Origin of the sequence: Streptomyces sp. CB02400 (assembly GCF_001905725.1) — a bacterium.
GTDB lineage: Bacteria > Actinomycetota > Actinomycetes > Streptomycetales > Streptomycetaceae > Streptomyces > Streptomyces atrovirens.
On sequence record NZ_LIWB01000016.1, the window covers coordinates 177,062 to 189,571 of the forward strand.

Consider the following 12,510-nt stretch of genomic DNA (forward strand, 5'->3'; position numbering starts at 1 on the left):
TGGGAAGGCCGTCGGGCCTTCCCACCGGGCCGTCAGGCCTTCCCCCGCGCCGGCGGGTGCAGCAGCAGCACGGAGGGCACCTCGTCCGGGCAGGCGAACCGCAGCAACTGATGTCCCACGCCCGAGAGTCCGGTCAGCAGGCCGGGTGTCTCCGCCCTGGTGGGCGAACCGCACACCCAGTCCGATTCCGCGGCGGCGTCGAGCTTCTCCCCGAGCAGCCGCATCAGCCGGCCCGGCTCGGACCGGCCGTCGCGCTCGGCGAGCAGCACGAGTTCGAGGTTGCCGAGGTCGCCGTGGCACATGCTGTCGCTGCCGCGGCCGGTGAGCCGGTGCGCTCCGGCGTCCGGACCGCGGTCGCCGGGCCGCAGCGCCGCCAGGGCGTCCGCGGCCAGGTGCCGCTCCAGCCCGGCCGTCGCGGGCCGGCCGATCAGATCGAGCCGGGACATGCCGATCCCCGCCGCCCCGTGGCACCACAGGGAGCGGAAGGGGGAGGGGGCCTCGGCCCGGAAGTCGGGCCAGTTGCCCGCCTCGGGGTCGAACGCCTCCGTCTCGTACGCCAGTCCCCCCGCCACCGCCTCGGCGCAGCCCTCGTCGGGTGCGACGACGGCCAGCCGGGCCAGGGCGGTGACGATGCCCGCCACACCGTGGGCGAACCCGGTGAGCGGCCGGGCACTGTCGATGTGGTGGTGCTCCCATGCCAGACCTCGCCCGGTGCCGTCGGGGACGGCGCCGGTGACCAGGTGCCGGGCGGTACGGCGGGCGAGGGCCGCGGCGCGTCCGTCGGGGTCCTGCCCCGCGTCGACCAGGGCGAGCAGGGCCAGTGCGCAGCCGGCCGAGCCGGCCACGACGTCGTACGCCTTGGTGCCGTCCAGGGCGTGCTCCGCGACGGACAGCACCGGCTCGCGCACGGCGGCCAGATGCGGTGTGCCGCCGAGCAGCCGGTCGAGGTGGGCCAGGAAGTACAGGGGCCCCATCCAGGTGCCGAACGCCCCGATGTCCTCCTGCCCGCCGGCACCGGCACCCCCGTGGGCCGCGGCGCTCGCGCGGACGCGGCGGACCACTTCGTCGGCGACGTCCAGCGCCAGCGAGGTGAAGCGCGGGTGGCCGCTGATCCGGCCCAGCCGGGCGAGGAAGAGACCGATGCCGGACAGCCCCGAGTAGAGGTCCGCGTCGAGCGGGGCGAGGTCCCAGACGCCGTACGCCACGGGCTGGGGCGCGATCCAGCCGACCCGGCCCTCCCTGACGGTGGCCAGGCGCCGTACCCGGTCGCCGATCCCGGTGGCGGCTGCGACGAGTTCGGCGGGGTCGGCGGTACGGGCGCGCGCCCGGCGGGGAGGGACGGCCGAGGACGGCGGTTCCTCCAGCAGGCTGACGTCCACACCGCCGACGAACGATCCGGCGATGATCCGCTCCTGGAGCTCCCGGTCCCCGGGGCCCATGGCCTCGATGCGGCGGCGCACCGCGGCGAGCGCGGGTTCGTCGAAGAAGCCGGGCACGCTCCGTCCGTCGTCGAGGAGGAGGTCGCGCGCTCCGGGCAGCGCCTCGAACAGCGGGATGTCCCCGCGCAGCACCGCGTCCATCTCGGCGCGCACGACGGCTTCCCCCGCCGGGCCGGCGTACCGCCCGCCGCACAGCCGGGCCGTGCTGCACTCCCGGTCCAGCGCGTCGCGCAGGAAGTCCGGGTGCATGCTCTCGGTGAGCACCTTGCCGTAGACGAAGCTCGGCCTGGGCAGGAAGCGCACCGGAGTGCCGGCGAAGCCCTCCAGCAGGCCGTCGGGGGCGAGGAGTTCGGGGCGCCGGGCGCTGATCCAGTCGTAGCCGAAGCGGAATCCGGCCAGCACGTCGGCGAGGTGGTCGGCGGGCCGGGCGGGCGTACCGTCCGGCAGCCGCGGCCGGTTCTGCGAGCCGGGCGTGCGCACGTGCTCCCACACGATGTGCACCTCGTCGGTCCCCGGGTTCTTCTCGACGGGTACCGGGGTGACGGACAGCTGGCCGGCCGCGCCGTCGAGCCCGCTGTAGTCGCCGACGGGTGTCCCGGCCGGGGCCCCCTCCAGCACCACCTTGGTGGGCAGCAGCGAGGTGGCCCGCACCGACTCGCGCAGGACGGCCAGGGCCGGCTCCTCCTGGAGGTCGCCCGCGCCGGTGGGTGACGTCTTGTGCGGGGCGCGGGGGTGCAGCAGCGCCTCGAGGTCGACGAGCACCGGGTGCTCTCCGACGGCCATGATGTTCTCGTGGTGGAAGTCGGTGCCGCGCAGGGCGTGCACCAGGGCCAGCAGCGCGCCGGTGCGCCAGTAGAAGCGGGCCACGTCCCGGGCCTCGCCGCAGGGCCGTGCCGTCACGCACTCCGCCCAGCCGTGGTCCTGCCGGGTCAGTGTGCGCGGGGTGCGCAGGGCGTGCGGGCTGTCCTGGTTGAAGCGGTGCAGCAGCCTGCCGAACTGCTCGTCCACGGCGAGCGGGCGCGGCTTGTAGAACACCGGGGGCGCGTCGCGGAAGTCGACGCGGCACACCGAGCTGCCCCGGCGGTGGACGTCGCCCTGGCCGAAACCGACCGCTGCCACGCCGCCCGGCCTGACGCCGCGGAGCAGGTCGTCGCAGAGCGCGTCGAGGTCGTCGCGCAGGTGCCGGGCGAGGCGCGTGCGGTCCGCCACCCAGTCGTCGAGCAGTTCGGTCACGCACCGGGCCAGGACCGGGTACCGCGTCCACAGGCGGTGCTGTTCACCGGGTTCGGTCAGGGAGTCGACGAAGAGCCGGTAGCGCTCCGTGGCGGTCGCCCCGGACGCCAGCCGGCCCTGGACGCGGGCCAGGTTGATCTCCAGGATCATGGTGGGCTTCAGCACCACGGCCAGCCGGGTGACCGGCACGCTCGCCGCCAGGGCTGCGGCGAGGCCGTCCAGTTCCGCGGGGAACGGGCCGAGATCGCGCAGGGCGCCGCGCAGCCGGTCCTGGGCCTGCCGTACGAGGGGACCGGCGACGCGCAGCAGGCCGGGCAGGGGCTGCGTGTCCGGCCGGTCGGGTCCGGGGCGGGCCGAGCGCACCCGGTCCGCCCAGCCCGGGGGGCCGGGCAGGCGGGCGGCGAGTGCCTCGGGGTCCTCGCCGAGCAGCCGGTGCAGCGCCGGGGCCGTCACGGCGACCGCGCGCAGTCCGGCGGTGAAGTGTTCCTCCGGTCCCCTGAAGGGCGCCAGGGCGCGCCATCGGGCGAGCCGGGCCGTCGCCCGTTGCGGGTCGGGCGGGTCGGCGGGCGCGGAGGGGGCGGCGAGGCGTTCCCGTGCGTAGCAGGCCGCGGCCCAGAAGCCGGGAGGAAGGGAGTCCGGGTGTCCGCCGGGCGGGCTGCTGAACGGCATGGGAAGTCCTTTCCGACCGGGTGGGTCCGCCGCGTTCGCGGGTCCGCGCCGGGAGGTCCGGGCGCGGCGGGCCGGGGCCAGCCGGGGCACGGAGATCCGAGACCGGCCGGGGCACGGAGATCCGAGACCGGCCTGGGCGCGGGGATTCGGTGCCGGATGGCGCGTGGGGCGGCCGCGGTCGCGCGGCCACCCCACGACCGCTGCGGCGGTGAGCCGCCCGGGGTGTCAGCCGCAGCAGTTGAAGAACGGCTGCGTGGAGAGGGTGGAGGCGGCCACGGAGTCGCCCGTGGGGAGGTCGGCGGTGAGGTCCACCGCGCCCGCGGGGTGCCCCGGAGTGGCCGTGAGGCCCTCCTGCTGCATGGCGTCCTTCCAGACAGTCGTGGTGATGTCCATCGAATCCCCTTCGGTAGGTCGGTATGTGCGGCGCGGTGGCCGGTCCGTGGCCGGCTGCCGCGGAAACACTGGGACGGTAGGCCGCGCCGGTGGAGTTCCGGTCGAAAGCTCCTCGGCGCCGAGTCGCACCGCGGAGAAACGACGACGCCGTGCCCCGATGCGGAGATCGGGGCACGGCGTCGGTGCGCCATGCGCGGCGGCCGGGGGCCGTCAGCCGGTCTTGCGCCTGAAGAACCTCTTCTGACCGGCGTTGCCACTCATGTTCTTGACCTTCAGCCGGCCCTCTTCGTGAGCCGCGCGCGCCTGTGAGGTGCGCGCCTTCTTCTCGAGGGCTTCCTTGAAACGGCGCTTCGCCGCCTCCTCCTCCTCGGCGTGGTTCGCGGGGGGCGTGTCAGCCATGGCTGCCTCCTGGAGTTCGACGGCAAATCCCGTACCCAGGGCATCACTGCTGTCTTGAGGGCCGCTCGAGTTTGGCCTCAGCCCGTCTCAAGGTTGTCTCGATCGCGTGCGCCAGGGCGCCGACGGAGTCGCCGTCGGCCAGGACCACGGGCGGGGGCGCGCCGCCGTCCTCCGCGAGGCCCAGGGCGATGTCGCAGGCCAGGGCGCCGACCCCGGAGACGCCGGCCAGCACCAGGGGGCCGTCGGCGGTGCGCAGGTGGCGGCGGAGGGCCGTGACGCAGGTCCGGGCCCCGTGGGCCGCCGGGTACAGCGCCACCACGGCATGCGCTCCGGTGGTGCCCCGGACGAGCCCGGCGAGCCAGGACGCGGGGGTGCCCGGCGGGGTGACCAGGCAGGCGGTTCCGGTGCGGGGTGCGGTGGCCGCCCGCAGCGTGACCAGCGGGCCGCCCGCCTCCGCCGGGGGTACGGGCCGTTCGTGCAGGCGGGGCAGGTCCGTGCGGGGCAGGCCGTCGAGGAGGTCGGCGACGGTCACCGACTCCCCCGTGACGTCCGGCAGTTCGCGCAGGAGCCGGGCGCTCGCCGACAGCAGGGCGAAGGCGCGGGCGTCGTCGAGGCGGGCGCGGTCGTGCACGCACGTCAGGACCAGGCCGCCCTGGCGGTCGTGGTGGACGACGATGCCGATCGGGACCGGGGGGCGGGCGGGGAGGAGGTCCGGGGCGTCGACACGGACGCCCCGCGCGGCCAGGCCCGGGCCGGGTTCGCCGAGCCCGCGCGTGCGGTGCTCGAAGACCAGCAGGGAGTCGGCGAGCACGGCCCCCGCCTCGTCCTGCGGCGCGATCGGGCCCTGCGCGAGCCAGTCGCGGATCTGGCCCGCGGCGACCCACTCGTACCCGGACACGTCCAGGGCACAGTCGCGCAGGGCTCCCAGCAGCCGGGAGACCGGGGCGGCCGGGTCCACCTCGACGGACACCGGCAGCGGGCTGGCGAAGGGGCCGGGGGTGCGCTCGATGTCCCCGAGGAAGACGCCCCGGCCCGAGACCGTGACGCCGAAGCGCACCCGGGCGGGCTCCGCGGCGGCGTCCGACGCGCGGTGGAGGAGCATCGCCCACACCGTGTGCACGGCGACGCTCTCGGTGGCGCCCTGGTGCGCCGCCCACGCGGCCAGGCGTGCCGCCTCGTCACCGGTGAGCCGGCACCGGACGCGTCCGGTGCCGGTCTGCCCGGTGGCGGCGCCGGGTGCGGCCTGCGGCAGGCGCACGGCGGGACGCGCCGCCTCCCTGGTCCAGAAGTCCCGTGCGGCGGAGGGGTCCTGGGCTTCCAGCCAGCGGATGTAGTCGCGCAGGTCGGGGCGGCGCTCGCCGCCGGGCAGAACGCCGTCGGCGCAGTAGGCGCGGTAGAACTCACGGAGCAGGGCGTGCACGCTCCAGTGGTCGAGCAGGGCACGGTGGTAGGTGAGCAGGACCTCGGTGGGCGCGGTACCGCCCGGCGTGCCCGGGGGTGCCCCGTCGAGGAGGGCGGCGCGCAGCAGCCCGGGGCGGCGCAGGTCGAAGCCGCGTACCCGCTCGTGTTCCATCAGGACGGCGCGGCCGGGGAAGGTTCCGTGCGCGTGCCGTACGACCTCCGGGGTGGCGTGGCGGTGCACGGTGACTTTGGGGTGCGGGTCCCAGTCGAACGCGGCGCGCAGCACGGTCTCCCGGTCGAAGACGGACTGCCAGGCGGCGGTGAAGCGGCCGGTGTCCAGCGGGCCGTGCCAGCGCCAGGCGAGCTGCTCCACGTGGTGGTCCGGGTGGTGGACGGCGTCGGCGAGGACATCGCGTTGCAGGGGGGTGACGGCGAAGGTCTCCGGAGGTTCGGTCCGGGCCGGGGCGGGTGACGGGGCCGGGGGGCGGGTGAGCCGGTCGGCGAGCGGCCCGGCGAACGCGGGCGAGACCGTCGCGTGCCCGGTGAGGCGGGCGGCGGCGGGTGCGGTGCCGGTGTCGAGGGGGCCGGTCGGCGCGGGACCGTGGACGTGCACGACGGCCTGCCGTGCCTCGGGGGAGCCGGCGAAGACGACGGTCACGGTCACGGCCCCCGGTTCGGGTGCCGGCGGGTGTCCCGGGGTGGGGGCGGGCGCGTCGGAGGGGTGGTGGCCGTCGGTGGTCATCCGTGCCCCCTTTCCCCTCGGTGTGTCTGATCTGTCGTGCCGTCCGGCTGTCCGGCTGTCGCGCGCGGGCGCCGCCGGCGGGCCGGCAGGACGGGTGTCATGACGGTGTGCTCGCGGGTGGGCCGCCCGGGGCGGCGTGCGGGCGTGGGGGGTCCGGCCCGGATCCTTGCGGCCAGACTAGACACTCAGCGGGCTGAGGCCGGATTCCTCGAGCGGCCCTGAAGCGGATCCCGATGCCAGGAGCCGTTTCCAGTCGATCTCGGGTCCTCGCACCTGGAGCTGGCGGAAGGCCGTCAGCAGGGCCCGGGGTTCGGGGGCGGCCTCGGGCGTCTCGCGGACGGGTTCGCACCGCAGGAGCCTGCCGAAGCCCGCGGGGTGCGATGCGTGCGCGGTGCAGGGGCCGCCCTCCTGAGCGAGGGTCAGGTGGGCGGCGTCCCGCAGGCCGAGGGCCCCGGCCACGTGAGCTGCCGCGAGCGCGCCGACGCCGTGTCCGGTGACCGCCGTGGCGTCGATGCCGAGGGCGTGCCAGAGGCGGAACAGGCCCACCTGGTACCCGAACAGCGCGGGCTTGCCGTACCGGGGGTCTTCGAGCAGCCGGGCGTCGACTCCGTGCGGGGGTGCGAAAACGGCGGCGACCAGTGGTACGGGCAGACAGCAGTCCAGGGTGTCGCGCAGGGCGTCGAAGGCGGCCCGGAAGGCGGGGAACGAGCCGTACAGGGTCCTGGTCGTGGTGGGCGGGCGGCCGTCCCAGTCGGGGAACAGCACAGCGAGGTCGCCGCGGACGGCGGGCTTTCCGGCTCGGTCGGCGCAGCCGCAGGCCAGGAGTGCGGGCCGGGGGACGTCCCGGGTGTGCGGGTCGGACTTCATGGGCACCCTCTCGTGTACTCGTGGCGAATCCGCCGCGGCACGCGGGTCACAGCACCCGGACCGCGCTCTCCGCGTGTTGCCTGGCCAGTTCGAGTACCGCCCGGCTCTCCCGGCCGAGGCTCTCCCGCACGTGGCGCCGGGCCTGGGCGGTGTCCGTGCCGGCGCCGAGAACGGTTTCGATGCGGTCCGGGTCGAGGACGGCACGGTGCTGGGCGGTGACGGTCACGCCCGCCGTGTCCGGCACGACGGACCACTCTCCGGTGTGGGCCACCAGCGGGCCCGGCGGGACGGTCAGTTTGAACACGATGCGTCCGGCGTGGGGGAAGCAGATGCGTACGGCCTCGGTGGTGCGGGCGGGCAGCCGGCCCGTCGCGTGGGTCTGCCCGCGGACCAGCTGCACACCGGGCGGGTCCTCCCGTACGTCGGCGCGGGCGACGTGCGGCAGGAGCCGGGGCCAGTCCCGGATTCGGTACAGCACGTCGTAGACGAGCTCGGCGGGCCCCTTGACGCGGGTGGAGTCCTCGAAGGACAGCATGAGTCCGTCGAGGTCGGTCCAGTGCTGCGCGTGGTGGCGCACACCCTCCAGGTCCATGCGGGCGGTGGTGTCGAGGGTGCGCTCCGCCCGGGCGGCGCTCGCCGGGTCGTCGCGAGCGACGGTGAAGGTGCGGCGCAGGGTCAGCCGGGTGCGCCGGTCGTCGAGGGCTTCGACGGTCCAGGTGCCGCGCATGCTCGTGAGCGGTGGTGCCGGCTGCTCCTGCCAGAAGTCCACCCGCCGCAGGTCGGACGAGAAGACCAGGCGCGTCGTCCACGAGCGCACCTGGCCCTCGGCGGTGTCCCACAGGCGGTGCCGTTCCTGCCGCCCGTCGGACTCCAGCTGCTCGACGTGCACGACGGACGGGAAGTACCGGGGCCAGTGGGCGGCATCGGCCACCAGCCCGTAGACCACGCCCGCGGGGGCGGCGATCACCACGTCGTGCTGCGCACAGCGCATCCGCTCGGCAGGCATCCGTCCGCCCTCCTCCAAGTCACAGCCCGGGGCGGTGGCCCCGTGGCGTCACTGGCCTCGGGCACCGGCGGGCCGAGGCCGTCGTGCCGACTGTGTCCTGAATCACTTGAGGGCCGGACGAGGGCGCCTTGAGTGCCGCCTCGACGGCAGGTCCGTCGGTGCGCGTGCGCTCAGGCGGCGAAGAGGTCGAACGTGGAGGCCCCCCGCGGGCCGGCCAGGATGTCGAGCTGGGGAGCCGTGGTGAGCATCGCCTGGTACAGCCGCTGGAGCTGCGGTGCGGGCTCGACGCCGAGCTCCTCGCGCAACCGGCCGCACAGCCCGCGGTAGGTGCCCAGAGCGGCGGCCTGCCGGCCGGAGCGGTACTGCGCCAGGATGAACTGCGCGTGCAGTCCCTCGTGCAGCGGGTGATGCATCGTCAACTGACGCAGCTCGCCCAGCAGTTCGGCGTGCCGACCGAGACGCAGGTCGGCGTCGATGCGGCGCTCGGTGGTGACCAGCCGGCTCTCTTCGAGCCGTACGACCTCGATGTCGAGGACGGGTCCGAGACGCACGTCCACCAGGGCGGCACCGTCCCACAGGTCGAGGGCGGCGCGGAACCGGTCGGAAGCGAGGGCGGCGTCACCGGCCTCGAAGGCGTTGCGTCCCTCCGCCACCAGCCGCTCGTACTGGTGCACGTCGATGCAGTCCGCGGGGATCTGCAGCACGTAGCCGCCGTGCCGGGTGGCCAGGATGTCCTTGGCGTTTCCGGGGACGTCCGGGCCCATGGCGGTGCCGAGGCGGCGGCGCAGCTGGAGGATGTAGGTCTGGAGCGTGGTGAGCGAGCTCAGCGGCGGCTCGACCCCCCATATCTCCTCCATGAGTGTCTGCACCGGCACGACACGTCCTCGGTGGAGGGCCAGCAGGGAAAGCAGCTGGCGCGGCTTGCCGGCCGTGGGAACGATCGATCCGCCGTTGACTTCCGCCCTCAGCGGTCCCAGTACCTGAATCTTCATGTTCTCCCCCGGTGTCGGCGAGATGCGCTCAATGGGCACACACGCTTGGTTTTCTGCACGCTAGCGGGACGCAGAGTGCGCACGCTTGATTCTCCAGTTCTTCTCCAGCGGTTGTGGACGGCGGTTATGGACGGCTGAATTCGCTGCTCGCAGAACGGCGTGGAACGGCTCGTGAATTGCTGGAGCGCAGACCTGAATTCGCTGGAGGAAGCGCGCGGAGCGGGGCGGGTCACCGGTAGGCCGGGGACGCGGCGACGGCCGCCGGCGCGGGCAGGGCGATGCGGTGCGGTGCCGTCCGTGCCCACGGGAATCCGCGGTGCAGGTGCATCACGGGATCCGTGAAGGGGTCGGTCTGGACGACCACGGCGGCGAGGACGTCGGGCGCGGGCTCGAGTTCGACGAACGTCCACTGCCCGTACCGGTCGTCGGCGGGCGGATCGAATCCGAGTACACCGCGGTCCTCGGCCAGCGTGAAGGAGAACGAGTCGAACGGCAGGCCGAGTCCGAGGCCGCGCGCTTTCGCGTAGGCCTCCTTCAGGGTCCACAGCCGCATCGTCCTGCGGTCGCGCGCCGCTCCGGTGGCCGCTTCGGCCACCCAGTGCCGCTCCCGCGCCGCGAAGGTCTGCAGGATCGTGTGGAAGGAACGCGGGTCCCGGTCGAGCCGCTCCACGTCGACGCCGATGGTGTGCGCGCGGGTCACGCCCAGCAGGTTGCAGCCACTGGCGTGCGACAGGTTGAAGTCCAGCTGCCGTCCGCCGCGCAGGAGTCCGCCCGCGGGCACGCGCAGGAAGGGCCGGCCGCGCGAGGAGCGCCAGAAGTGCAGTTCGTCCTCGGCGAGGCCGGTCTCCAGCGCCAGTACGCGGCGCACCAGGGTGTGGGCGACCAGGTACTGGCGCCGGTCGCGTTCGAAGAGGAAGGCCTGCGCCGTGTGTTTCTCCTCCTCGTCGAACCAGTGGGCGGCGAGCAGGGCCGCGTGGTCCGGCGGCAGGTCGTCGTTGGTGCAGAACCACAGCTGGATGGGGCGGTCCGGGTCCTCGCCCCGGCCGGTGTCCGTGATCACGTCGGCGGCTCCACGTCCGCTTCCGTGTCGCGGCCCAGCCACAGCGGCCGGGGCAGCAGGGCGGAGCGGGGCGGCACCGAGCGCGGCCCGGGTTCGCGGCCGTCGGCGGCCTCCGCCGTCCTCGTCACGTCGACACCGCCGGTCCACAGCCCGGCGAGCTGTTCCAGGCGTCCGGCGCGCCACAGCGCGGACAGGTAGGCACGGGTCTCGGGCGCCTCGTCGAGGAGCAGCGGATCGGCCGGTGCGGTCCGCAGGTCCGCCACCCGCAGGCGCCGGCCCGCGCGGTCACCGGGCGCCCCGGCGGCGAAGTCCGTCAGCAGTTCGGCCAGTTCCGGGTGGCTGCGGGCGGTGACGGCGAGGCGGCAGGGCAGTGCGGCGCGGCCGGTGCGCAGGGCGTGGGCGAGAGCGGGCAGATCCGGTGCCCGGCCGGCACCGAGCCAGTCCGCCAGGCGGCGGGCGGTGGCGGCGAGGTGGCCGGGGGTGGGTGCCGACAGCAGGATCAGCTCGAGGGCGCCGCGGTCGTCGCCGTGTTCCGTCGGCGGCCGCCCGGTGGAGGGGTCCGTCTCCGTTCTCGGGCGCGCGGCCGGCCGCGCCGGACATGCCTCGACGACGACACAGGCCCGGGTGCCGGTCTCGCTTCCGGCGGTGACCACGGCCCGGTGCGGTGCCGAGGCGTCCCGGCCGGCCTCTTCGCCGAGCCGCAGCACCGCCCGGGTGAGGGCGGCGACACCGGTGGCCGCTCCGGCCCGGCCGGTGGTGCGTGCCGCGCTGTCGGGCGTCTCCAGCACGGTGACCGTGTCCGCGTCGATCGCGGCGGCGGCCAGGGCGCGGCGCACCAGGCGGTCCTCGCCGGGGTTCCTGGTCTGCCCGCCGGGTCCGGCGTGGCCGGTCCGTTCCGTGCGGTGGGCGGGCCCGGTGCTCCCGGCGCGGCCGGTGCGGCCCACGGCGCTGGAGCGGATGACGGCGTGGACGGTGTCGCCGTCCGCCCGCGCCCGGTCCAGTGGCTTGAGGAGCAGGACGCCCACGCCCTCTCCGGCTCCGGGGAACTGCCGGGAGGGGTGCAGCCGCAGTTCCACCGCACCGACCAGCGCGGCGGCGCATTCGCCGGACTCCAGCGCGCCGATCGCCTGGTGCAGGGCGACGAGGAAGGACGAGTCGGCGGTGTCCACCGACCAGTTGGGACCCCGCAGGTCGAGCAGCGCGGAGAGCGGGTGCGCCACGTTCCCGTGGCCGCTGCGGGGCATCGCCCGGTGGCCGTCGGCCCACAGCTCCGCGGCCAGCAGGGCGTAGTCGCAGGAGCTCACCGCCGTGTACACGCCGACACTGCGCGGTTCGCCGTCGGCGCCGACCAGGGCGTCGAGGCGGGCTCCGGTGTAGCCCGCGTCCTCCATCACCTGCCAGGCGACTTCGAGGAAGAGGCGTTCCTGGGGGTCGGTGAGGGCGGCTTCCCTGGCGGTCAGCCGGAAGAAGTCGGGGTCGAAGTCGGCGACCCGGTCGAGGTAGTGGCCGGTGCGGCCGCGCTCGTCGATCAGGCGGCCCGGCGGCGGGGTGACGGGTGCGTCCGGTCCGGTGTGCAGCAGGCGCCGGAAGGCGTCGAGGTCACCGGCGTGCGGATAGCGTCCGGCGATGCCGATGACGGCGTAGCCCGCGGGCGTGGTGCGGAGGGCGGCGGGTTCGGGCCGGGCGGTGAGAGGGACGGGCGGCGGGGGCGGGCCGGCTCCTTCGGTGAGGAGTTCGACGGCCTGTTGCCTGCCGAGGGTGCCGTCCTTGAACCGGGTCAGGATCTCCCTGTTGTCCATACGCATGTGCGGCAGGCGCTTCAGGCCCTGTCCGCGGCGAGCAGAGCGACGGCCTCGTCGACGCTCAGCCGGTCGTCGCGGACCGCGTCGAGCAGGGTGTCGAGACCGGCACGGGGCCCGGCCGCGCGGGCCGGGACGGGCGCGGCCGGTGTCCTCGCCGAGGTGCGGGCGACGACGTGGGTGGCCATGGCGGCGGGGGTGGGGTGGTCGTAGAGGGTGAAGGCCTCCTCTTTGAGGCCGTACCGGGTGTTGATGGCGTCCACGAACTCGGCGCCGAGGATGGAGTCGAGGCCCAGTACGTGGAAGGTCGCCTTCTCGTCGATCTCCCACGGGTCGCAGCGCAGGATCGCGCCGAGCATCTCGCGCAGTGCGTCGAGAACCCGCGGCACGTCACCGCCGGGTGCCGGCTGGGCCGGTTTCGGGTTGTTGAACACGATGGCTTCTCTCCAAGTCACGTGCTGGCCGCGGCGGAAGCGTGGGGCGAGGCCGTGTCGAATCCGTACGGCGATG

10 protein-coding genes are annotated in these 12,510 nt (G+C 75.0%); all 10 read right to left on the reverse strand.

Translation table 11 applies throughout. From position 1 onward, the window contains the following. Nucleotides 1-32 precede the first annotated feature (32 nt). Nucleotides 33-3,341 (reverse strand): type 2 lanthipeptide synthetase LanM family protein, encoded by a 3,309-nt coding sequence (locus AMK33_RS30945; protein ID WP_073936303.1) that lies wholly within the window; start codon nt 3,339-3,341, stop codon nt 33-35. Nucleotides 3,342-3,566: 225 nt separating this feature from the next. After that, nucleotides 3,567-3,734 (reverse strand): hypothetical protein, encoded by a 168-nt coding sequence (locus AMK33_RS42540; protein WP_158075149.1) that lies wholly within the window; start codon nt 3,732-3,734, stop codon nt 3,567-3,569. 210 nt (nt 3,735-3,944) lie between these two features. Next, nucleotides 3,945-4,133, reverse strand: coding sequence for a DUF5302 domain-containing protein (locus AMK33_RS30950; RefSeq protein WP_073936304.1), 189 nt, complete (start codon nt 4,131-4,133; stop codon nt 3,945-3,947). A gap of 43 nt (nt 4,134-4,176) precedes the next feature. After that, entirely contained in the window at nt 4,177-6,276 is a 2,100-nt protein-coding gene (locus AMK33_RS30955; RefSeq protein WP_073936305.1) for a condensation domain-containing protein, read from the reverse strand. Between the two features lie 177 nt (nt 6,277-6,453). After that, a complete protein-coding gene (locus AMK33_RS30960; RefSeq protein WP_073936306.1) occupies nt 6,454-7,143 on the reverse strand; it encodes an acyltransferase domain-containing protein in 690 nt (229 codons plus the stop codon). 46 nt (nt 7,144-7,189) lie between these two features. Further along, nucleotides 7,190-8,149 carry an aromatase/cyclase gene (locus AMK33_RS30965; RefSeq protein WP_073936307.1) on the reverse strand — a complete coding sequence of 320 codons (960 nt, stop codon included), beginning with the start codon at nt 8,147-8,149 and terminating at the stop codon, nt 7,190-7,192. 170 nt (nt 8,150-8,319) lie between these two features. Beyond that, nucleotides 8,320-9,141: an AfsR/SARP family transcriptional regulator gene (locus AMK33_RS30970; RefSeq protein WP_073936308.1), complete on the reverse strand. Its 822-nt coding sequence runs from the start codon at nt 9,139-9,141 to the stop codon at nt 8,320-8,322. Between the two features lie 229 nt (nt 9,142-9,370). Continuing rightward, complete coding sequence (locus AMK33_RS30975) at nt 9,371-10,201, reverse strand: 4'-phosphopantetheinyl transferase family protein (RefSeq protein ID WP_073936309.1); 831 nt, start codon at nt 10,199-10,201, stop codon at nt 9,371-9,373. Next, the gene (locus AMK33_RS30980; protein ID WP_107425259.1) at nt 10,198-12,006 is read right to left on the reverse strand and encodes a beta-ketoacyl synthase N-terminal-like domain-containing protein; all 1,809 of its coding nucleotides are present in this window, start codon (nt 12,004-12,006) and stop codon (nt 10,198-10,200) included. Before AMK33_RS30980 ends, AMK33_RS30975 begins: the two co-directional genes overlap by 4 nt. A gap of 14 nt (nt 12,007-12,020) precedes the next feature. Beyond that, a complete protein-coding gene (locus AMK33_RS30985; protein ID WP_073936311.1) occupies nt 12,021-12,434 on the reverse strand; it encodes an acyl carrier protein in 414 nt (137 codons plus the stop codon). Between the last annotated feature and the right edge of the window lie 76 nt (nt 12,435-12,510).

Excerpts from the sequence above, each read along its gene's own strand:
- AMK33_RS30980 (WP_107425259.1), bottom strand. The coding sequence starts at position 12,006 with ATGCGTATGGACAACAGGGAGATCCTGACCCGGTTCAAGGACGGCACC.
- AMK33_RS30950 (WP_073936304.1), bottom strand. The coding sequence starts at position 4,133 with ATGGCTGACACGCCCCCCGCGAACCACGCCGAGGAGGAGGAGGCGGCG.
- AMK33_RS30945 (WP_073936303.1), bottom strand. The coding sequence starts at position 3,341 with ATGCCGTTCAGCAGCCCGCCCGGCGGACACCCGGACTCCCTTCCTCCC.
- AMK33_RS30960 (WP_073936306.1), bottom strand. The coding sequence starts at position 7,143 with ATGAAGTCCGACCCGCACACCCGGGACGTCCCCCGGCCCGCACTCCTG.
- AMK33_RS30965 (WP_073936307.1), bottom strand. The coding sequence starts at position 8,149 with ATGCCTGCCGAGCGGATGCGCTGTGCGCAGCACGACGTGGTGATCGCC.
- AMK33_RS30970 (WP_073936308.1), bottom strand. The coding sequence starts at position 9,141 with ATGAAGATTCAGGTACTGGGACCGCTGAGGGCGGAAGTCAACGGCGGA.
- AMK33_RS30955 (WP_073936305.1), bottom strand. The coding sequence starts at position 6,276 with ATGACCACCGACGGCCACCACCCCTCCGACGCGCCCGCCCCCACCCCG.
- AMK33_RS42540 (WP_158075149.1), bottom strand. The coding sequence starts at position 3,734 with ATGGACATCACCACGACTGTCTGGAAGGACGCCATGCAGCAGGAGGGC.